Origin of the sequence: Porifericola rhodea (assembly GCF_030506305.1) — a bacterium.
Classification (GTDB): domain Bacteria; phylum Bacteroidota; class Bacteroidia; order Cytophagales; family Cyclobacteriaceae; genus Catalinimonas; species Catalinimonas rhodea.
Map to the genome: position 1 here is coordinate 2,479,335 of NZ_CP119421.1, position 22,528 is coordinate 2,501,862.

The 22,528-nt window shown below is 40.6% G+C and carries 18 protein-coding genes; 10 read left to right on the top strand and 8 right to left on the bottom strand.

Annotated features, from left to right (window positions below; genetic code table 11):
- Positions 1-20 precede the first annotated feature (20 nt).
- Positions 21-974 (top strand): methylenetetrahydrofolate reductase [NAD(P)H], encoded by a 954-nt coding sequence (gene metF / locus PZB74_RS10225; protein WP_302242504.1) that lies wholly within the window; start codon positions 21-23, stop codon positions 972-974.
- A 24-nt stretch (positions 975-998) separates the two neighbouring features.
- On the opposite strand, the gene PZB74_RS10230 is transcribed toward metF, so the two are convergent.
- The gene (locus PZB74_RS10230) at positions 999-1,847 is read right to left on the bottom strand and encodes an alpha/beta hydrolase (RefSeq protein WP_302242505.1); all 849 of its coding nucleotides are present in this window, start codon (positions 1,845-1,847) and stop codon (positions 999-1,001) included.
- 77 nt (positions 1,848-1,924) lie between these two features.
- Between PZB74_RS10230 and PZB74_RS10235 the strand changes: the two genes are divergently transcribed.
- Complete coding sequence (locus tag PZB74_RS10235) at positions 1,925-3,901, top strand: sialate O-acetylesterase (protein WP_302242506.1); 1,977 nt, start codon at positions 1,925-1,927, stop codon at positions 3,899-3,901.
- A gap of 114 nt (positions 3,902-4,015) precedes the next feature.
- On the top strand, positions 4,016-4,807 hold the full coding sequence (locus PZB74_RS10240) for a YceI family protein (protein WP_302242507.1): 792 nt from the start codon (positions 4,016-4,018) through the stop codon (positions 4,805-4,807).
- 71 nt (positions 4,808-4,878) lie between these two features.
- On the opposite strand, the gene PZB74_RS10245 is transcribed toward PZB74_RS10240, so the two are convergent.
- Positions 4,879-5,961 carry a DUF1573 domain-containing protein gene (locus PZB74_RS10245; protein WP_302242508.1) on the bottom strand — a complete coding sequence of 361 codons (1,083 nt, stop codon included), beginning with the start codon at positions 5,959-5,961 and terminating at the stop codon, positions 4,879-4,881.
- 224 nt (positions 5,962-6,185) lie between these two features.
- On the opposite strand from PZB74_RS10245, the gene trpS reads away from it, so the two are divergent.
- Positions 6,186-7,154, top strand: a complete 969-nt coding sequence (trpS, locus tag PZB74_RS10250) for a tryptophan--tRNA ligase (protein WP_302242509.1) — start codon at positions 6,186-6,188, stop codon at positions 7,152-7,154.
- Positions 7,155-7,226: 72 nt separating this feature from the next.
- On the opposite strand, the gene PZB74_RS10255 is transcribed toward trpS, so the two are convergent.
- Together PZB74_RS10255 and PZB74_RS10260 are read right to left on the bottom strand one after the other, a co-directional pair.
- Positions 7,227-9,464 (bottom strand): M1 family metallopeptidase, encoded by a 2,238-nt coding sequence (locus tag PZB74_RS10255; protein WP_302242510.1) that lies wholly within the window; start codon positions 9,462-9,464, stop codon positions 7,227-7,229.
- Positions 9,465-9,626: 162 nt separating this feature from the next.
- The gene (locus PZB74_RS10260; RefSeq protein WP_302242511.1) at positions 9,627-10,040 is read right to left on the bottom strand and encodes a hypothetical protein; all 414 of its coding nucleotides are present in this window, start codon (positions 10,038-10,040) and stop codon (positions 9,627-9,629) included.
- 615 nt (positions 10,041-10,655) lie between these two features.
- Here PZB74_RS10260 and PZB74_RS10265 point away from each other — a divergent pair.
- The 6 genes from PZB74_RS10265 to PZB74_RS10290 all read left to right on the top strand — a co-directional run bounded on the left by PZB74_RS10265 (position 10,656) and on the right by PZB74_RS10290 (position 17,397).
- On the top strand, positions 10,656-11,312 hold the full coding sequence (locus tag PZB74_RS10265; RefSeq protein WP_302242512.1) for a response regulator: 657 nt from the start codon (positions 10,656-10,658) through the stop codon (positions 11,310-11,312).
- Between the two features lie 331 nt (positions 11,313-11,643).
- On the top strand, positions 11,644-13,371 hold the full coding sequence (locus tag PZB74_RS10270) for a phospho-sugar mutase (RefSeq protein WP_302242513.1): 1,728 nt from the start codon (positions 11,644-11,646) through the stop codon (positions 13,369-13,371).
- Positions 13,372-13,411: 40 nt separating this feature from the next.
- The gene (locus PZB74_RS10275) at positions 13,412-14,761 is read left to right on the top strand and encodes a DNA recombination protein RmuC (RefSeq protein ID WP_302242514.1); all 1,350 of its coding nucleotides are present in this window, start codon (positions 13,412-13,414) and stop codon (positions 14,759-14,761) included.
- A gap of 102 nt (positions 14,762-14,863) precedes the next feature.
- A complete protein-coding gene (locus tag PZB74_RS10280; protein ID WP_302242515.1) occupies positions 14,864-15,208 on the top strand; it encodes a MerR family transcriptional regulator in 345 nt (114 codons plus the stop codon).
- Positions 15,209-15,210: 2 nt separating this feature from the next.
- The gene (gene dprA, locus PZB74_RS10285) at positions 15,211-16,353 is read left to right on the top strand and encodes a DNA-processing protein DprA (RefSeq protein ID WP_302242516.1); all 1,143 of its coding nucleotides are present in this window, start codon (positions 15,211-15,213) and stop codon (positions 16,351-16,353) included.
- Positions 16,354-16,392: 39 nt separating this feature from the next.
- Positions 16,393-17,397 (top strand): tetratricopeptide repeat protein, encoded by a 1,005-nt coding sequence (locus PZB74_RS10290; RefSeq protein ID WP_302242517.1) that lies wholly within the window; start codon positions 16,393-16,395, stop codon positions 17,395-17,397.
- Between the two features lie 57 nt (positions 17,398-17,454).
- On the opposite strand, the gene PZB74_RS10295 is transcribed toward PZB74_RS10290, so the two are convergent.
- The 4 genes from PZB74_RS10295 to PZB74_RS10310 all read right to left on the bottom strand — a co-directional run bounded on the left by PZB74_RS10295 (position 17,455) and on the right by PZB74_RS10310 (position 22,451).
- Positions 17,455-18,084 carry a tetratricopeptide repeat protein gene (locus PZB74_RS10295; protein WP_302242518.1) on the bottom strand — a complete coding sequence of 210 codons (630 nt, stop codon included), beginning with the start codon at positions 18,082-18,084 and terminating at the stop codon, positions 17,455-17,457.
- Positions 18,085-18,197: 113 nt separating this feature from the next.
- Entirely contained in the window at positions 18,198-19,091 is an 894-nt protein-coding gene (gene hemF / locus PZB74_RS10300; RefSeq protein WP_302242519.1) for an oxygen-dependent coproporphyrinogen oxidase, read from the bottom strand.
- Positions 19,084-19,569 (bottom strand): CIA30 family protein, encoded by a 486-nt coding sequence (locus PZB74_RS10305; RefSeq protein WP_302242520.1) that lies wholly within the window; start codon positions 19,567-19,569, stop codon positions 19,084-19,086. Before PZB74_RS10305 ends, hemF begins: the two co-directional genes overlap by 8 nt.
- A gap of 95 nt (positions 19,570-19,664) precedes the next feature.
- Positions 19,665-22,451, bottom strand: a complete 2,787-nt coding sequence (locus PZB74_RS10310; protein ID WP_302242521.1) for a fibronectin type III domain-containing protein — start codon at positions 22,449-22,451, stop codon at positions 19,665-19,667.
- Positions 22,452-22,528 lie beyond the last annotated feature (77 nt).

Below are 22,528 nucleotides of genomic sequence, written 5' to 3' on the forward strand. Positions count from 1 at the left end.
TTTTCTAATTTCACAGCGTCATGAAAGTAACCGAACATATACAGAAAGCGGAGCGTACCCTCTTTACCATAGAGATACTTCCTCCTAAAAAAGGAGAGAATATAGATACGCTTTTCAGCCATGTAGAATCATTGCTGGATTTTGCTCCTTCTTTTATAGACGTAACCTACCACCGGGAAGAGTATGTGTATAAAGAGCAGACAGATGGTAGTTTTAAAAAGCTTGTGACCCGCAAAAGGCCGGGTACAGTAGGTATTTGTGCGGCAATACAGAACCGCTATAATATTGATACTGTCCCTCACCTGATCTGCGGAGGCTTCTCCAAAGAAGACACGGAGAATATGCTGATAGAGCTCGACTTTCTGGGTATAGAAAATATACTAGCGCTTAGGGGAGATCCTGTAAAGTCGGAGCCTGGCTTTAAGCCTCACCCGGAAGGGCACTGCTATGCCAGTGAGCTAATAGGGCAGGTCAATGACATGAACAATGGTGTATACCTGAATTCAGAGTTGCAGGATGCTTATCCTACTCACTTTTGTATTGGAGCGGCGGGCTATCCCGAAAAGCATTTTGAGTCTCCCAATTTAGATACCGATTTTGACCACCTTAAAGCGAAGGTAGAGCGAGGAGCAGAATTTATCGTTACCCAAATGTTTTTCGACAATCAGGCGTATTTCAACTTTGTAAAACGCTGTAGGGAAAACGATATTCATGTGCCCATTATTCCTGGCCTTAAGCCGATGGCTACTTTGAAACACCTTAGCTTACTACCTCAGTTTTTCCATCTGGATATACCAGAGGCTCTCTCCCGTGAGGTAGCTAAGTGCAAAGACAACAAAGCCGTAAAAGAAGTAGGCATAGAGTGGTGTGTGCAGCAATGCAAAGAACTCATAGAGTTCGGAGCTCCGGTGCTACACTTTTACACCATGAGCCGTTCGGAGCTTGTAAAAAGAGTGGCTAAAGAAGTCTTTTAATTATACCGGCACATTGAGACTGTCTCAGTGTGCCAGTACCCATTTCTTCAAATCATCAAGCACCTTTTCTCTATCTTCTGTTAGCTCATTCATCATCTCGTGGTAGAGCTTATCGTACAGCCTCAGACTTTTGTCCGTGCTACCTGCTAGCTCATAAAACTTTTTAGAGCCTTCGGGCGAAGTTATCCGGTCGGCATTGCCATGCATAACATAGAGTGGCACGTTAATTTCTGGCGCATGCTCATAGAGGTATTTATGAACCTTAAATAACTCATAGCCCAGAGACGCAGAGGCCATGCCATGTACCAGTGGGTCGGCCTGGTAGTCTTCTATAACCTGTGGGTCATGTGAGAGGTACTTCTGGTTGAGATTAGCCCCGAGCGTTAGAGATGGAAGCAGAGAAGCTAGTATTTTGGAAGCCCCTTTGGCTACTTTTAAATAAGGGGTCATATAAACTTCTATTCCAGCAGAGCTCAGTATCAGCCCTTTCAAATGGTTTTGATTAAGGCTGGCATAAAGAGCGGCAATCATCCCTCCCAATGAATGCCCCATTAAAAACACTTTGTCAGTTTGTTGATCCTCTAACACAATTTGCATAAAATCTTCTAAATCATAGGCATAAAGAATCAGAGGTTTTACATGTCCTCTCTTACCCTCGCTACGTCCGTGGCCTCTGGCTTCCATCGCGTAAAATGCTGTACCGCTACCTTCAAAATAATTGAGTAGGTTTTGGTAGCGACCACTGTGCTCACCTAGGCCATGATGGAAAACCAATACACGCTGAATTGGGACATCAGGAATCCACTTTTGCCAGAAACAGCGACATTGATCTGTAGAGGAGTGAAAATAGTTTTGCGAATTATGATAAGGCATAACGTATAAGGGTGCAGAGTTTTTAAAATATTATGAGTTTTTATAATATAGCTATCTCTCATACCTTAACCAATACTATGAAAAACTACCAAAATCTGCTATTTCGTTTATGTTCATACTTTTTTCTACTTCTCCTCATCCTCTCTTCATGTGCTTCTCCAGATGCTACTCAGGTACATCTGCATCAGCTCTTTTCTGACCATGCTGTATTGCAGAGAGGTAAAGAGATAAAAATATGGGGCACTGCCGAGCCCGGAGGAAATCTGGAAGTCAGCTTTGCCGGTAAGAGTGAACTCGCTCGGACTGATGAGGAAGGAAAGTGGTCGGTAAGCTTTGACGCTATGGAAGCAGGTGGACCATACCAGATAGAAGTAGAGGCTGCCGATACCAGTATTGTACTCAAAGATATTTTGATAGGCGATGTCTGGGTAGCTTCGGGGCAGTCCAATATGGAGTGGCCACTTACTGCTCAGGTAGATAATTTTGAAGAGGAAATTGCTAATGCTGACTTTCCTCAGATTCGTTTGTTCACGGTCTCAAGAAATACCAGCTACGAACCCCTGCAAGATCTGGCTCAGGGAAAGTGGGCCATCACCTCTCCCGAAACGATTGGTAATTTTTCTGCGGTAGCCTATTTTTTTGGCAGAGAAATCCATCAGGAGTTGGAGGTTCCCATAGGGCTGATCAATTCAAGCTGGGGTGGTACTACCGCGGAAGCCTGGACCAGTGAAGAAGCGGCCAGCAGTATGGCTGAGTTTGAAGAAGAGCTTCAAAAAATTGAGCAACAGCTGAAAACCGATCCTCAGCAGACCGATGTAGAGAAAAGAAAAGAGCGCGAGCGCGTGTTGCAAGAGGCAAACCAGGAAATAGCAGGAGAAGATTTCTCTCCTAATTTTAATACCGAGGGTTGGAAAGAAATGAGTGTGCCTGCCAGTTGGGAAGTTTCTCAGGCAGACATGGCCGACTTTGATGGTTTTGTATGGTTTCAAAAGGAGATTAATATACCGGCAAGCTATGCCGGGCAACCTCTTAGCTTGCACCTCGGGCAGATAGACGATGTAGATATCACCTGGTTCAATGGTAAGCAGGTGGGCCAGACCTGGGGGTATAACCAAAGCAGAACATATGAAGTAGCAGCGGAGTTGGTACAAGCTGGTACAAACACCATTACAATCCGGGTGATGGACAATAGTGGGGATGGAGGCCTGCTTGGCCCGTCAGACCAAATGTATCTGGCTCAGGGGAGCGAGGATATAGGTGTGGCCCTAGATGGCAATTGGAAATTTCAGGCCAAAGATCCTTTACCAGTGGTAGATCGCTTTCCTAAAGAGCCAGGCATATTATACAATGCCATGATCAATCCATTGACAAACTACAATATGAAAGGAGTGATATGGTATCAGGGTGAGAGCAATGCAGGCCGTGCCGCGCAGTATGCTACACTTTTTCCTTTGATGATAGAGGACTGGCGCAAGCAGTGGGGTGGAGATAAGTTTCCTTTTCTTTTTGTACAGCTGGCCAACTTTATCACCGGTGAACCAGGTAATACCGCTTGGGCAGAGCTTAGAGAATCACAAATGATGGCTCTGGATCTGGATAATACAGGCATGGCGGTAACAATTGACATTGGCGACTCTCTGGATATTCATCCCCGTAACAAACAAGATGTAGGTAGACGCCTGGCCCTTTCTGCGCTTAAGGTAGCTTACAGACAGGAGAACGCCTGGAGTGGCCCTCTTTATGAGTCTATGCGAGTAGAAGGTGATTCTGCCATACTTACTTTTACTGAGGTAGCCGAAGGCCTAATGGTAGTGCCAGGAGAAAAGCTGAAGGGCTTTACTATTGCAGGAGCTGATCGTCAGTTTTATCCTGCCAGTGCGAAGATCATTAGTAAAAACGAAGTTTCTGTTAAAAGTCCGCTGGTCAGTCAGCCAGAAGCTGTAAGGTATGGCTGGGCTAATAACCCTCAGACCAACCTGTATAACGAAGCTTTTTTGCCAGCCTCTCCTTTTCGTACAGATCGTTGGGGTGCAGGAGATAAAAGCGCGATTTAAGAAAAAACAGAGTATTAATTTTGTGTAAATAATATTACATGATGAAACCTTTTGCAGATGAATTAGTTATAATTGACTGTTTTAAACCAAACTTTCAAATAAACAGACCTACTTATGAAAGGATTAAAGTTTTTTTCTTTAGCAGTCGTAGCTTCTTTTACAATGGTAAGTTGTTCGCAAAGTCCTCAGGGAGATGAAGCACAGGTATCTGAGGCTCAGGAAGTAGAAAAGATTAGCCAAAGCGCCAGTAGTTATGCGCTTAACACTTCACAGAGCGAGCTACAGTGGTATGGCTTTAAACCAACCGGGCAGCATTATGGAACCATCGGCATTAAAGACGGATCAGTTGCTGTAGAAAATAATGAAGTTGTAGGAGGGAGTTTTACTGTAGATTTAAATGATATTGATGTTCAGGACTTAGAAGGAGAAGACAGAGACAAACTGACTGGCCACCTGAAATCTGAAGATTTTTTCTTTGTTGAACAATATCCTGAAGCTAAATTTGAAATCACTCAGGTAAACCCTTATAGTGATGCTACTGCTTCTTCTGAAGAAAATGAAAATATGACAGTAAAGGTAAACAATGAAGAAGTAAGCGAGTATGTGCTGGATAACCCTACTCACATGGTTAGCGGTAATCTTAGCATGCGCGATACTACACTTAGCATTACCTTCCCTGCTCGTATAGATGTTTCTGAGAATGCGATAAAAGCAGAAGCTAAATTTAATATTGACCGTACCAACTGGAATATATCTTACAATGATGAGGGTGATCCGGTAAGAGTAGCAAAAGACAAGTTTATTTACAATACTGTAAATGTTGGCTTCAATATTATTGCTGAAAAAGGAGGACAACCTCAGGCAGCAGAAACTGAAGAAGTTGATACAGAGAACTCAGACAGCTAATTAAAGCTGTTCATAAAAAAAAGGCTATCCGGTAAGGATAGCCTTTGTTGTTTTAGAGGTTTCGCTAAACTTTAGTTTACCCTACCGCTAAGCATAATCTTTTGAGTAGGAGCTTTAGGATCGTTAGAGAAGATAGTTACCATTTTTTGCTGCTTACCACTTCTCCCCTTGGAGTTAAACGATACGCTAATCTTACTACTTTCTCCGGGAGCCAGCGTTTCTTTTTCGGGCTTAGATACCGTACATCCGCAATTAGCACGTGTTTCTCTGATATTAAGAGGGCTCTTGCCCGTGTTAGTAAAAGTAAAGTCAGTCTTAACTATTTCCCCTTCCTTAACTGTACCAAAATCGTAGCTGGTAGTAGCCAGGCTCAATCGGGGTGCTTGCTTGAGTTCCTCTTGGGTCATCGGAGGAAAATACTCTTCTATAGTAGCCATTACCGTAAACTCTTTTAAGCTATCTTCAGCCTCATTGGTATATAGGCGAATACGATCAGAAGCAAAACCAAGACTGTTCCTAGCCTTTGCGTCATATATCAGATTTATGCTTCCTTTCTGGTTGGGTAGTAGCTCTTTAGGAGTAACGTCTACCTGAATATAGCTGGGGGCATCTATATTAGCACCAAAAATTACAGGCTCTTCACTATCGTTAAATACATCAAATGATTTGGTCACAGGTTCTTTGGTAAGCACTTTACCCATATTAAAAGAGCGGTATTTTACTCTCAGGCTGCCCATTTGGGTAGGAAAGTCATCAGATGGGGTTTTGGGTTTAGGCTGTACCACTCCCTGAATGTATAGTACCGTACTGCTGTTTTCGGCATTTGAAGTTACTGTGATAGATTTACGGAATGCTCCAGGACGATTTAGCGGATTATATTGTGCTACTATTGTACCCGTGTCACCAGGGGCAATAGGGTCTCGCGACCAACTTGGCGTAGTACATCCACATGAAGGCCTTACATTACTAATCACTAAAGGTGATGCGCCGGTATTGACAAACCGAAATTCGTGTGAAACTGACCCGCCTTCTTCTCTGATGTTTCCAAAGTCATGGCGCTCATCTACAAACTTTACAAAAGCTTTTTCATTCTGCGCCCAGGCCAGATTTGTTAGTAAAAAGAGACAAAAAATAAATGACAACTTTCTTTCCATGATGTTCATGTATTTGATAATGTATTAAGGCTGTATACTTGATCCTTGAGAAACAATTTTTATGCTATAAATCCAGATTATATCGGAAAACAAACGCATAATCATACGTAAAGGTACGCCTGCTGATCATTAAAAATGAAATTGACAGCTAAAGTTCAGCTCAGGACTTTATTTTGTGCTTAAAGTGATATTTTCGTTTACTTTGTCAAAAAAAGCAGAACAAGATGTCTAGAATACTTACAGGAATACAAAGTACAGGCAGGCCGCATCTCGGGAATATCCTGGGGGCCATTGTGCCGGCCATCAATCTATCCAAAAAAGATAATAATGAGTCTTTATTTTTTATTGCCGACCTGCATTCGCTTACTACCATTAAGGACGCAGAAACCAGAAAACATAACATAGATGCTGTGGCAGCTGCCTGGTTGGCTTTCGGTTTTGATACCGACAAAAATATTTTTTATCGCCAGTCACAGATTCCTGAAGTGTGCGAAATGACCTGGTATCTGAACTGCTTTACGCCTTTTCCTATGCTGGCCAATGCGCATTCTTTCAAAGACAAGTCAGATCGTTTGTCTGATGTTAATGCCGGGCTTTTTACTTATCCGGTCCTGATGACTGCTGATATCATTATGTACGATGCAGATTTTGTGCCGGTGGGAAAAGATCAGCAGCAGCATCTGGAAATGGCCCGGGATATTGCCAGCACTTTCAACAATATGTACGGTGAAACTTTTGTTTTACCAGAGGCCAAAATAGATGAAAGCCGGATGACAATACCGGGTACCGATGGGCAAAAAATGAGTAAATCGTACGGCAATACGATTGATATATTTCTGCCAGATAAGAAATTACGCAAGCAGGTGATGTCAATAGTAACCGATAGTACCCCTTTAGAGGAACCCAAAGACCCTGATAATGATAATGTTTTTGCGATCTATAGCTTACTTGCTACCGAAGAGCAAACAGCAGAGATGCGGAAAAAGTATGAGGGAGGTAACTATGGTTATGGACATGCCAAGCAGGAACTGTTTGAGTTGATCAGAGATAAATATGCTGAGGAAAGAAAAATATTTAACCATTATATGGAGAATCTGGATGAACTACACAGCAGGTTAGAAAAAGGAGAGGCTAAAGCCCGGGAGATAGCTCGGGGTGTACTAGCCAAGGTAAAAGATAAATTAGGCTACTAAATATGAAAAAGGTGTTATAGTTTTAGGTAGGCCCTTAAGCTATAACACCTCAATTAATCAAGCAGAAGGGCCTTACTCGCGCGTCTGCTTCTCTTTAAATTTATCAAACTTAGATTCATCCTCTTTACGAGGGAATACATTATTACTCTGGTCTACATCCGCAGTCTCATTTTTAGGGTCTAGCGTAATAGAGGCTAATTCTTTATCGGTAGCGAATACCTTAGTAGCTTTATTCTCGTTTTTACGCCATATCTCCGCGGGTATCTGCTTAGTTTCTGAGCTTCCATCAGTATAGTTAAACTGTATAATAAGAGGCATAACCAATCCACCTTCGTTCTTAAATGATACTTCGTAGATGTTTTTACCCTCATACTGTTTGCGAATATCCTCATCGCTTTGGCGATTCATAAACTCACCATAAAAACGGTCTTCGGTATCTGTAACGGTAAGAGGTTGGTAGTTTTCTGGTAGGTCTTTAGCATTCTCGCTTTCTTCTGAAACATCTCCCTGGCTAAGGTCGCCCTTCTGAGCTTTCACATTTTTCTCTATTTCAGCATCTTCAGGCTCCAGCTTATACCATTTAACATTATCTACCGTCAGGTCTACATGGTCGGTAGTATAGAACCAGCCTTTCCAGAACCAGTCTAGATCTACTGCTGAAGCATCTTCCATAGTACGGAAAAAGTCGGCAGGGGTAGGGCTTTTGAATTTCCAGCGCTGAGCATACTCTTTAAAAGCAGCATCAAAAAGCTCAGGACCCATAATGGTATTTCTTAGGGTATACAAAGCGGCAGAAGGCTTACCATAAGCATTGTATCCAAACTGCATAACCTGCTCAGAGTTAGTCATAATTGGTCGGATAAAATTCTTATCACCGCCCATATAACTCACGATAGTTTGAGGTGTACCAAATTTGATGGGCATATCGGGGTAGTATTCTTCACAGGTCTGGTTTTCCAAAAAGGTATTCAGTCCTTCGTCCATCCAGGTCCACTGACGCTCATCAGAGTTAACAATCATCGGAAAGAAGTTGTGCCCCACTTCGTGCACGATAACACTAATCATTCCCCACTTTTTGCTATCTGTATAGGTACCATCAGGATTTGGCCTTCCAAAGTTGAAGCATATCATAGGGTACTCCATACCAATGGAAGCCGCATGTACAGAAATTGCTACGGGATATGGGTAATCAAAAGTGCGTTCTGAGTAAGCTAGCAGAGTGTTTTTAACGGCTAATGTAGACTCTTTCTCCCATAGAGGGTTGCCTTCTTTTGGGTAAAAAGACATAGCCATAGGGCGTTTATCATTGATTTTGACTGCCATAGCATCCCAGATAAACTTGCGTGAAGAGGCAAACGCAAAATCTCTTACCCTATCCGCAGTAAAGACCCAGGTTTTTTTGCCTTTGGCTTTCGTCTTTTCATTTTCGCGAGCTTCTTCTTCGTTCACGATCATTACAGGCTTTTCAAACTCGTTCTTTGCCTGCTCTAACCTCTTAATCTGCTCGCTGCTTAATACTTTTTTCGCATTTTGTAACTCTCCGGTAGAAGCCACAATATGGTCTTCGGGCACAGTAATAGCTACCTTATAATCTCCAAAAGAAAGCGTAAACTCTCCATTGCCAAGAAACTGTTTGTTTTGCCATCCATTAACATCATCGTAGCGTGCCATACGTGGATAAAACTGAGCAATGGTATAGAGGTAGTTATCATCTTCTGGAAAATACTCATAACCAGAGCGGCCTCCGTCCTGCATGCGATCGTTTATATTGTACGACCAGTCTACATGAAAACTAAAGTTTTCTCCGGGGTTAAGTGCCTGAGGCAGGTCTATCTTCATCATTGTTTTATTGATGATATACTTCAGAGGCTGACCATTCTCGTCTTTTACCGACTTAATTTTGTAACCACCCTCAAAGTCATTCTCATGCATCACATATTTTTGAAAAATACGGGCTGGTAAAGAGTCTTTTACGCTGCTTTGTTCTGTAATGGGGGTGTTAGAATCCTGAGCTCTCATGTTCTGGTCCAACTGTAGCCAGAGGTAGGTTAAAGGCTCAGGCGCATTATTGTAATAGGTTATTTTTTCTGACCCCTTGATGGTTTGTTTTTCATCGTCCAGCTCTACCTGTATGTCATAGTCTGCCTGCTGTTGCCAATACTTATACCCGGGAGCACCAGAAGCGGTACGGTATTCATTTGGGCTTGGTAGTGTAGTGCCTAGCTGCTCAAATTTACCTTTGTAACCCTCCTGGCCGAAGGTTAATGTACAGGTCAGCAGCATCAGCAATGATACTGAAATATACTTCATATGTTCTGAGTTATTGGTATGTGATATTATTGCATAATTCTGCAATATACATAGGATACAATGGTAAAATGAGGCAAGTAGTTCTTTTTTAAAGAAATTTGCCGGGAGAAGAGTGAGGAGGAGAAAAAAAGAAAAGCCGGCATCTCTGCTGGCTTTGTGACTTTATTTGGCTATCCAAACTTGTTCTTCCTGTGTTCTGCCAATTTGCAGCATCAGGCGAGTGGGTTTAGGCACAAGTACGAGGCGTGTTAATTTATCAGGATATTCATCTACATCTACCAGCACTCCGCCATCAGCAGCATGGTATACTACCTGTCCGTTTTCTTCCTGCTTTACGTATTTGTTTGCCAGATAAGCAATAGGTAAAAGCACATCATTATCTGGGCATAACTCGTCATGTATATCTGCGAGCACATCTTCCAGGTATTCACCGTATTCTTCCACAAAATCATCTTCCAGATCATGAAGTTCTTCTTCTACCTGGTCGTAATCTTTGTCGTTATAGTTAAGGGTACTTAGTGTATTTTTTTTCTCTACAATTTTCACCAAGATTTGATCAAGAGCTTCAATATCCATAAAAAATAAATTTAGAGTCTGTATTACTTACTATTTGCTTTTGGATACGCGAAATTCAAAAGACTAATTGGAACTTGCAAAGTAAGCCCACAAAATGTTTTTGTATTCGCGATAAATCTTCTGTTTTTTTAGAATAAGAACAATGAGCATTAGGTTTGCCTTCTTTTCAAAAAAATAAACATTTATGTAGAAAGTTTAGGTTTTTATTAGATTTGACATAATAAATGTGACCTGCAGGAATATTTCTTACCTGCTATATATTTGTAACCAAAACTTTTTTAGCAATTAGCTATAAGTAACTAGGCAGTATATATGCCAAATAGATAGCATATCCGAAAAAATCAGAGTGAATTAACAAAACTAAAACACATCAATACTTAAACTAAGACGAAAACGTTGTGAATACATTACATAATCTATTTTTTTGGACATCTCGTAGAATAATCAGGTGCTTTGTGTGTATCTTACCAAGATAATTGTGATTTTTGTGGGTGAATTCAAGTTAAGCCCCGACCCTCCAAAGAGCAAGGTGCTTTTCGTCTGGTTATTCTAGCTTAAGAAAAGCAAAAAAATAAGATTAATACATACGTGTTTGACTATATATTATTATTCTAAATGTATCAAATTAATATCCTTTTAGTGGATGACCATCAGATTATCCGAGATGGTATAAAATTAATGTTACAAAATAGCGAATCCATTAACATTGCTGAAGAAGCCTCTAGCGTGCCCGAAGCACTTGAGATTTTGGAAAGGCGTAGCGATATCAGTATGGTTATTTCTGATATCTCTCTGCCAAAGCAAGATGGATTCGACTTGCTCAAGATTATCAAGAAAAAGCATGAAGATATGCAATTTCTGTTTTTGAGTATGTACATTGAAGAGCACTATGCTCTACAGGCTGTAGAGCAGGGGGCCGATGGTTACCTACCCAAAGATGTATCCGTTAATACGCTGGTTACTGCTATTAAAACTATACATGAGGGCGATATTTGCTATGACAAAAAGATCTCAGATCTTATCATTAAAGCTTTTATCAACAAAAACATTCGTCGGTATGGTGTAGGTGAGTCTAACCGATCGCTCACCAAACGAGAAAAAGAGATTCTTGCTCAGGTGATAGACGGAGTAAGCAATGCTATTATCGCTGAGAAGCTAGATATTAGTGTGCGTACCGTAGAGAACCACCGGGCAAATATTCTGAGAAAAGTGGGAGTAAAAAATACCGCAGAGTTGGTGCGCTATACTTTGCAGCACGATGTGCTTAACTAAGCATGGCCTATACTCTAGCTAGGTAGTAAAGTTGAATTCACAAAGCTGAACATTTTCAGTATTCACCCTTACTTACAGGCTAGCCACTATTTTTACAATCTTATACGGGAGCAAGAGATAAAGCTTGCTGATACTACTGAGCTTTGCCATATTTAGGTAGTAATACATTTTTTGGAGACTTATTTCTTGTTCCTGTTTCAAAAGAGCCTACTCAGGCCAATTAAGTGAAAATTATCATGTAAATTTAGGGCGCTGACTATTGTAGATCAGTCATTAAACTTTTTAATTTTTTTATATTAACCCTCATAGCTAATCATTCTAAACACGTATTATGGATATTAAAATCAAAGAAAAAGCCCAAAAGTGGTTAGATAGTAATATTGACGAAGAAAGCAGAAAAGCTATCAATAGCATGCTGCAGAGTGATAAGGAAGATGAATTGGTAGATGCTTTTTATAAAGACCTGGAGTTTGGTACTGGAGGTTTAAGAGGCGTAATGGGTGTAGGCTCTAACCGAATAAATAAATATACTGTAGGGATGGCTACCCAGGGTTTAGCGAATTACCTATTGCAAACCTACCCCAACGAGCCTATTAGTGTTGCTATCGCGCATGATAGCCGTAATAATAGCCGTTATTTTGCTGAAGTAACTGCTGATGTTTTTTCAGCTAATGGTATTAAAGTTTACTTTTTTGATGATCTGAGACCTACACCAGAGCTTTCCTTTGCTATTCGTACGCTAGGCTGCCAGAGTGGTGTAGTGCTTACCGCTTCCCACAATCCTAAAGAATACAATGGATACAAAGCATATTGGAATGATGGCGGCCAACTTATTGCCCCTCATGACAAAAACGTAATACAGGAGGTTGGTAAAATTGAAGGTATTAATGCTGTAAAGTTTGACAAAGACGAGAGTAAAATTCAGGTTATCGGTAAAGATATTGACGATCAGTATCTGGAAATGCTAAAAGGACTTTCATTGTCTCCAGAGGCTATAGCACGTCAAAAAGATCTAAAAATTGTATTTACTCCTATTCATGGTACAGCTATTAAACTAGTGCCTCCCGCTTTGGAGAAACTAGGTTTTACCAATGTCCATATTGTAGAGGAGCAGGCTAAGCCAGATGGTAATTTCCCAACTGTCGTTTATCCTAACCCTGAAGAGTCAGAAGCTTTAGATATCGCCCTTAAGCAGGCTCAGGAGATAGATGCAGACATATTAATGGGCACAGATCCCGATGCAGATCGTGTAGGTATTGCTGTAAAAAACCCTCAGGGCGACTTTCAGTTGCTTAATGGTAACCAAACGGGTAGTATGTTGATCCACTATCTGCTGAAGATGTGGAAAGAAAAGAACAAACTAAATGGGACGCAGTTTGTAGCCAAAACTATTGTGACCACCGACCTCATAGAAAATATTGCTCAGCATTTTAATGTTAAGTGTTACGATACACTAACCGGCTTTAAATTTATTGCTGCCCTGATTCGCGAAAAAGAAGGAGCAGAAGAGTTTATTGGAGGGGGTGAGGAAAGCTATGGCTATCTCTTTGGTGATAAGGTAAGAGACAAAGACGCGGTAGCTTCTTGTGTAATGATTGCCGAGATGGCAGCTTATGTGAAGGACCAGGGTATGAGTCTTTTTGATTTTCTACAGGACACCTACCTTCAGTTTGGCCTGTATCGTGAGCAACTTCATTCGCTTACCAAAAAAGGTAAAAGTGGGTTAGAGGAAATACAGAAGATGATGCGCGAGTTGAGAAGCAACCCACCTCAAAGCATAGGAGGAGAAAAGGTAGTAAAAATTATAGACTATCAGGAAGGAAAAGAAAAAGACATGCTAAGTGGTGATGTAAAGCCTATTGAGTTTCCTGAGTCCAACGTATTGCAATTCTTTACCGAAGGTGGGAGTAAAATCTCTGCGCGCCCTTCAGGTACTGAGCCAAAAATTAAGTTTTACTTCAGCATAAAAGGAGAACTTTCCACTAAAGAAGAATACGATCAAAAGGTAAAGCAGCTTGATGACAAGATTACTGCTATTATACAAGAGATGGGTATCTAACTACCTCTTCTCTTAAAGTCAGGCTATCCTTCTTTTGTGTATGGAGGATAGCTTTTTTATTTTGTATCGGGTAGATAAATATGAAGAGATGGTAGAGTCTATATTAATACTGCTAGCCTTGGTATTAGGTGTACTAATGGGCTGGTTTGCTTCACGCTTCAAATATCAGAAGTCTCATGATACAATAGATATTGAACGTAGATACGTGCCTAAAGAACTTTATGGTGATGTCAAACGAGAGCTTTATGACAATCAACAGCAGGTATTAAGGCTTAGCAAAGCACTAGCAGCCAGAGAGCAGCAGAACGAGGCTTTGCAGGAGCAACTTGTTAAGCAAAAAGATGAAGTTCATGACCTGCAGACCCAGTTTCGTACAGAGTTCAAAAATCTTGCAAATGAGCTTCTTGAGGAGAAAAGCCAAAAATTTACAGAAATTAATGAAGAAAGGCTAAGTCACCTTTTAAACCCTTTAAAAGATAAGCTCACAGATTTTAAAGCTAAAATGGAGCAGACCTATCATGAAGATATACGGGAGCGTGCGTCTCTAAAAAAAGAGATCGAACAACTTATGCTACTTAATCAGCAGGTAAGCGAAGATGCCATCCGCCTAACCAAAGCGCTTAAGGGTGATAGCAAAGTGCAGGGAGACTGGGGCGAAATGCAGTTGGAGCTAATACTGGAGAAAGCAGGGCTGGAGAAAAACATTCATTTTAGCAGCCAGACCAGTTTTACTGATAAGGTTGAGGACAATACCCAGCGACCGGACTATATAATAAACCTGCCAGAGCAAAAGCACCTTATTCTGGATGCTAAGGTTTCTCTTACCGCTTATGAAAATTATTACAACACGGAAGATCAGCTAGAACGTAACCGTTACCTAAAAGAGCATCTGGATAGTATTTACCGGCATATGAAAACGCTGAGTGAGAAAAACTATCAGCATCTGTATCAGATTAGTCAGCCAGACTATGTTATTATGTTTGTGCCATTAGAACCTGCACTTACAGCTGCATTGAGAGAAGATTCAAAGATATTTGAAAAGTGTTTAGATAAAAATATCGTATTGGTGTCTACATCCACACTGCTGGCCACATTGCGTACCATTTCCTATATCTGGAGGCAGGAAAACCAGAAGAAAAATGTAGTAGAGATTGCGGTGGAAAGTGGTAAATTGTATGACAAGTTTGTAGGCTTTGTTGACGATCTTGGTAAAATAGAGAATAGCTTGCAATCAGCCCAAAATCACTATCAACAAGCTGTCAACAAATTGTGTTATGGCAAAGGCAATCTGGTAAGAAGAGTAGAGAAACTAAAAGAACTAGGAGCAAACGCCAGTAAGTCATTGCCAGACAACCTATTAGATAAGAGTATTGAAGTAAGGAAGATGTAATATTTTACTTATTTTATTAAAAATATTACTATTTTAATTTTTATATCATTAAATTAGCATCCAAGATGTACAAGGTGCTAATAAATATCAACGTGTACACTTATGACCTATAAGGAAAAAGAGATTGAGAAAAAATACTTTTCCATAGGGGAGGTAGCTGAGCAATTAAATATCGCCCCTTCTCAGATTCGCTTTTGGGAGGGTGAATTTGACATGATTAAACCTCAGAAGAATAGGAACGGAAAAAGGCAGTTTACAAAAGAGGATATTGAAAAACTCAGGATGGTATACCATCTGGTAAAAGAAAAAGGATATACACTGCAGGGAGCTAAGCAAATGCTAAAAAACAATAATAAAGGCCTGAAAGACAAGATGGAGATGATTGAGTCTTTAGAGGAAGTAAAAGCATTTTTGATAGACTTGAAGCAGAAGTTAGATAATCAGTAATCATGAATGCAGTCAATAGTAGTTTTTCCGGCTCAGAAAGTAAGTTATACCATGTGGGGCTAAGTATGCTGCCTCATGTAGGAGGCACACTGGCTAAACAGCTGATTAACTACTGTGGATCTGCAGAAGCAGTATTTACTAGTCCGGTTAGACATTTGAGTCGTATACCGGGAATAGGAGAGAAAATTATAGGAGGAATTAAAAACTCTTCTACAATACTGGATAGAGCTGAGCGTGAAATAATTAAGTGTGGGCAGGAAGGAGTACAAATTCTTACCTATTCAGATGAGGCTTACCCTGAGCGGCTAAGGCATATTTTTGATGCGCCTATCTTGCTCTACTACAAAGGACAGGCAAAACTCAATCAGAGTAGGGTGATAAGTATAGTAGGTACACGGCAGGCTACGGCTTATGGGAAAGAGGTGGTTGCTACTATTGTAAATGAGCTTTCTACTTATCAGCCTTTAATCGTGAGTGGTTTGGCTTATGGGATAGATATTCATGCCCACAGGGCAGCATTAAAAGCTGCGTTACCTACCATAGGTGTAATGGGCAATGGTATGGATACTATATATCCGGCTATGCATCGGCAAGATGCCTCACAAATGCTATTGAATGGAGGTCTGCTTACTGAAAATCCATTAGGTACTAAGCCTGATGCAAGAAAGTTTCCGGCACGTAATCGGATTATAGCCGCACTATCAGACGCAACTATTGTAGTAGAAGCAGCTGTAAAGGGTGGGGCACTTATTACTGCCAATTTAGCCAATGACTACGATCGTGAAGTGTTTGCAGTACCCGGCAACTGGAATCAGCCGTACTCAAAAGGTTGTACAAAATTAATAAAGGAGCATAAGGCACATATACTTACCCAGACAACTGATATCGTAGAATTGCTTAACTGGGATGTAGATGCTCCTAAAGGTGAAGAAAAACAGAAGCCTGTATTTCAGGTTGAATTAGATGATGAAGAGCAACAGCTAGTAGATGTGTTGGCAAAACAAACAGAAGCTATGCAGCTTGATGTTTTAAGCTGGCACACACAATTTTCGGTGAGCAAGTTAGCTGCTGTACTGTTGACTCTTGAGTTTAAAGGTGTTATCAGGTCATTGCCAGGAAAGAAATTTCAGTTGGTAAGAGGCTAAGGTGTATGATAATTATTCTGTAGTAGAATTTTAATAGCTATGGTAAAGAATTATTATCACATATTAGGAGTGGACTATAGTGTCTCTTCCACAGAGCTCAAGTTTGCCTATCGTAACCTGGCTAAGCAATATCATCCAGATATTAATCCTGATGATTTTGAGAAGGAAGAGATGTTTAAGCTGGTAAGCGAAGCTTATGATGTACTCTCCGATCAGAACAAAAAAGCGGCATACGACCTCTCTCTTTTATTAGGTTTAAACGACGTTTATGCCGGATTTGAAGAAGAACTGGATAATAGGTATGCCCGACGAAGTGCTTCGCGTCGCCCTGGCTACAAACCTCCCAAAAGAGAGCCAGTTACTTATTCCTGGAAAACTTATGCCTCAGTTACTTCCATAGTTGTGGTAGCTGCTCTTTCAGTTTTTCTTATTCCCTTCTCTCTAACCCACTATTCATCAGCATATCATTACGATAAGGGGCTGGAGTACTATCAGAACAAACAGTATTTTGCTGCCCTTAATAGCTTACAGCGAGCAATCATTGATTTTGGAAGCAAAGATATTGAAGCCTGCCTACTGTCTGGTACCATCCTCATGAAAAAGTATGGGCAGTATTCTTCGGCAATGGAATATGCTGATATAGGCCTAAAAAGAGCTACAAGTCCGCTGGAAAGAGTCCAATTACTCTATTTAAAGGCAAGTTGTATGAAGGGTATTGGAGACTACCATAGTGCTATTAAATATTATGAAGAGGCTCGTCAAATATGGCCGGAGTATGATAGCATTTACTATAATATAGGTAGTATAGAGGCGTTTGACCTTGGTAACTTTGAAGAAGCTAAACTACATATGGATAAACTAATGAAGCTCAACCCAGAGTTTCAGGAAGCTTATTATACAAGAGCCTATTGTCATTACCGTTTAGGTAATTTTGAAGAAGCTGCTGAAGATATTGCAGATTATTTAGCTTTTGGTATAACAAAAGGAAGTGATGCCTATCTGATGCAGGCATTAGTGAGTGATAAATTGAAACAAAGCCAGTAAAGAAAAAAAAGCTTCTCTTTTTTTAGAGAAGCTTATAGAGAACAAAAGCTTTGTTTTCTATTGAATATTTCTTCGGTTACATACTTCTCTGATCATATCGTATGCTTTCAAGTCGCCAAGCTCACCGGCTTTACTCAAGTCTAAGCAACCCTCTTGAAGCAGACCATGTTCTATACGAAGTACGCCTCTCAGAAAATATGCATCGACATTTTTTGGATGTATCTGTAAAATCTTTGTGCAATCGTTGATGGCATCATTGTAAGCTTCTAGTTCCCTGCGTGCCTGCCCTCTTTGATAGTAGGCATGCACATGATTTTTATTTAATCTTATAGCTTCACTATAATCTTCAATAGCTCCGTAATAATCCTGTAATGAGAATTTGATATTACCTCGCTCGTAGTAAGCTTCCGCATAAGCAGGATTAATATCAACTACTACATTGTAATCTTTCATAGCTCCATGGTAATCTTCAAATATTTTTTTGGTATTCCCACGGAAGAAATAAGCTTGATAACTTAAAGAATCTGTATCAATGGCTTTGTTAAAATTGATTAAAGCTTCTTTGTATACCCCTTCTCCAAAAAGTTTTCGGCCCTTCTCTACATATTCACCTGCATTATCCTGTGCTTGTACATTCAGGATAACTGACAGAGTTAAAAACAATACAAATCTAAATTTTGCCGACATATCACTATATATTTTGAATAATAATATGCTAGCAAAGTACTATAAAATACTAATAAAGTTAAAGGTGTAAAGAAGCCTCTTTGAGCGTATGTAATATTTAGACAAAACTTAGCTTAGGACACCCAATTAAGCCCTTTTTTGAGATAAGAAAGCGTTTTTTGTTCCGGGCTACCTGCTTCTGGCTGATGGTTGTAAAACCAGTTAGCCTGAGGCGGTAAGCTCATTAAAATTGATTCGGTGCGCCCGTTTGTATCCAATCCAAATTTTGTGCCCTTATCCCATACCAGGTTAAACTCTACGTATCGCCCTCTTCTTACTAGCTGCCAGTTCTTTTCCTGCTCACCGTAAGGTTTATCTTTATTTTTGCGGATAAAATATGTGTACAGTGGTGCGAACGCCTGACCAACGTCCTGAACAAATCTAAATAAGTGCTCTTTATTCATTTGTTCATCTTCAGTAAGTCTATCAAAAAAGATACCGCCAATACCTCGGGTCTCTTGTCTATGCCTCACATAAAAATACTCATCAGCCCATTCTTTAAAGCGTGGATAATAGCTTGTGTGATGCTTGTCGCATACCTTCTTAAGCTCCTGATGAAAGTACTTAGCATCTTCAGGGTCAACGTAATGTGGCGTAAGGTCTATTCCACCCCCAAACCAGCTGCTGCCATTTTCCATTTCAAAATAGCGAACATTCATATGGATTATAGGTACCATCGGGCTTTTGGGGTGCATTACAATAGATACTCCGGTGGCATAAAAGTCAGTTTCAGGTAGTCTAAGTGCTTCTAGTATTTTAGCAGGTGTTTCTCCATGTACCGCAGAAAATGCAACGCCACCTTTTTCAATAACCTCTCCTTCAATAATACGAGTTCTACCTCCACCACCACCTTCGCGTTGCCATGCGTCTTCTTTAAATTTAGCTGTCCCATCAGCATCTTCTAGTTGACGGCATATGTCATCCTGAAGAGACATAAACCAATTGGTAATTACTTCTTTATTAATCATAGGGTTGTATGCTTTTAATGTTTAAAGTAAAAGGGCCTTCCTGCTGGTCAGCAATGAGAAAGCCTATTTGGCTTAGGTATGAGGGAGAAAATTGTGCATTTACTTTTCTGCCTCTGATAGAGGCTTCCAGATTGGCAAAAGCTAATTTAAAGTGCTGTTCGTTTCCTACTGTTCTGAAGCGCAGCTGAAAACGTGGGCTGTTTGGCGAATTATCATTGGCCAGATTAAGTTTGTATATTTTACTTTCTCCCTGAACCACAATATGGATGCCCTGATACCCTTTTAAATTAATTGCCGGAGAGAGTTTCTGACTTACCGAGGCAAAGCCACCGCCATTTTCTAAAGACAATGATCCTGCCCAGATAAGTAAATTTCTGCTGTTCAGTCTGACTTGACTCCAAGACGTTCCTCCCATAACAGGGTCGTCTACGCAATGCCAATGTGCTTTGTTACCTAAAAAATTGATTTGCTTTGTCATTCACCTCTATTCTGCATTAGCAACAAAGATAGTGGGTGGTAGTAAAGTAAAAAACTAAAGCGTATGAAGTAATCGTAAGTAGCTAGTTATTATACCTAGTTGCGTCCTACAGCAGCGGGCACATATGCTTTGGCATTTGGCGAGGTGGAACTATAAAAGCCTAGAGTTTGAGGCTTAACTTCTAAAGGTTTTGACATCATACCACAAGACTGATTTGAAATGTAGACCGCATATTCTCCTGGCTCTTCTACTTTACATTTAGGCCCCATGCCATTATCTATCGGTTCTCCATTTTTGTACCACTGGTACTCACAAGAGGGTAACTCATTAGCCTGCAAGATTACACTATTTCCACTGGCTTTAGCAGTTATCACCTGCACATCAGCTTCAAATACGGTAAATGTACGGAATGTTATAGGGCTAGACCATTTGCTCTCTGTAAATGCATTGTTGGCTTTTAGTCGGCAGAAGTAGGCACTATCCTGTTCTAGGCCGCTTACTGTAAAAGAAGTTTCGTTTACTACTGTATCCTGAATAACTATTTCCTTTCCCTGGTTATAGGTATATACTTGAATATTGTAGGCTTCTGCAGCCATAATTTCTGACCACTGAAAGAAGTATTTGTCACACATAGTAGGTTGTTCTGCAAGAGGTGGCCAGTGTATTTCTGGTCTGGGTATAGCTCGCGCCACAGTTATATCATCCAGGTAAATACCACCTTTCAGGCTACCACTGCCTGCAAATTTTCTATCGCCAGACTGTTGGAAGCGTACTACAAAATGATCGGAAAACTGAACGCCAGATGCTATGGCCAATGAGTCAAAATTTAGTACATAGGTTTGAAAGCTAGCATGGCGGTTAGGGTAGGTCCAGGCTTTTACAAAGCTTTTTCCACCATTGTTGCTGAACCATATGCCATCTTCTTTATCAGAGATATCATAGTTATTGTACAGCTTGAAGCTGAGCTCTAGGTTGTGCTGCCTGCTAAGGTTTAAGTTAAGATCTATAGCATTGGTATTGGTTTTTCCGTCTTTTAAGCGTCCCAGGGCCAGCCCTCTGCTGGTTTGGACTCCTACGGAGTCAAGTACCTGAGCAATGCCATCAGGTTTGACATGTGCCAAAGCAGCAGTAAGCGTAGGGTTTCCATAGTTCCAGTAGGAGGGCAGAGTAGTGGCTTCAAAATCTTCTAATAATGGAATTTGTGCAAATTCCAGTTTAGGCTCTATAATTTGAATATTATCCAGGTAAATGCCATCGCTTATTGTACGTGTGCCTTCAAAATCATCGTCATCGTATTGTTGAAAGCGGATGACAAAGTTCTGGCTAAGGGCTATGTTTTGCCTGGAAGCCAACTCTTGTATGTTTAAGGAGTGTACAGTTCCAAACTGTTTGTCAGTCCAGTTATCGCCATCAAAATTAAATACTTTTTTAAAAGATGCGCCGCCATCATTACTAAAGAAGATACCATCTTCCGCATGGGTCTCATCATAGTTATCGTAGTAGTCAAAACTTAGTGTAGCGTTCTCTTTGTCTAATAAGTTGACATACAGGTCTAATGCGTTGGTAGTAAAACACTTGTCTGCTCTGCTACCCAAACGAATGGCCTGGTTGCCATCTTCCATCTTTGTCAATTCTACCAATCCATTCGGCTTTACTACACCTGTTGGTGTTCCTACTCTCCAGAAAGGCGCTAGCACGCTATCCTCAAAATTTTCCTCAAATGGCAGAGAAGAATACTGAGGAGCATCATCATATACCCTAATATTATCAAGCATTAGGCCGTCACTAGATAAGCGGCTACCTTCAAAGTCATCGTCGTCATGTTGTTGGAAACGGATGACGAAGTGCTCGTTAAGTTGTAATCCTCTTTTTTGGGCCAGGCTTCTAATGTCTAGTGGAGGTAGAGAGCCAAAATGGTCGTCGCTCCAGTTATCAAAATCCAAGGCATATACTTTATGGTAGCTTAAACCTCCATTATCGCTAAAGAATATACCATCGGCTAGGTGAGTTTCGTCCCGATTGTCGTATATGTCAAAGGCTAACTTGGCATGCTGGTAGGTGGCAAGATTTAGATACAAGTTAATGGCATTGGTAGTAGGGCTTTTGTCCATTGAGCTACCCATTCGGAGCACTTTATTTGGACTATCCTCAAAATTTACAACATCTATCAACCCATTAAGTGAGCTATCTAAGGTACTATCCGATAAACCAGGGTCGCCTTTAGTTAAAGAGCTACTTTGATCAAAAGTAAAGTCCTCAAAATTTTCTGAATATGGAAGTTTAGCAAAAATGGGCATTTGAGCACTAATACTAATATCGTCTATATAGAGGCCATCACTGTAATCTTGTCCGCCGTTAAAATCATCTTTACCATACTGCTGAATACGAATGATACTATGCTCACTTAATAAAAGGTTTTGGCGGCGCGCAAGGGCATTCAGGTTAAGAGGCGGAAGGTAGCCTCCGTGTTTCTGGTGCCATTTATCAAATGTAAACGCATATATTTTTTCAAAAGTCGCTCCATTGTCTACACTAAGAAAGATACCATCCTGCACTTGAGTCTCTTCATGGTTACTGTAGAGCATCATTTGTAAGGTGTATTGCTGCTGAGTAGAAAGTTTCAGGGGTATATCCAGTCTGTTTAGGGTGTACTCACCATCAGTACTTTTCCCCAGCCGGGCTGCAAATTTGCCTTCCAATGCTCCTGAAGGGACTACTTCAATAGCCCCGTTTTTTTGACCTGGGTGAATTTGCCATTGAGGGTGAAAGCCGCCTTCTTCAAAGTTGTCTGAAAAAATAACTTGCTGGGCCTGAAGGCTGGTAAAGCTCAAGAGTAGGTAGAGTAAAGCCCCTTTTTTACAGAGTGTACTGAATACTGCCATTTATATAATATTCAAAAAAGGTAAAAGTCTTACATGCATCACTTTTAACAAATATAACAATAAAAATAAATAATTGT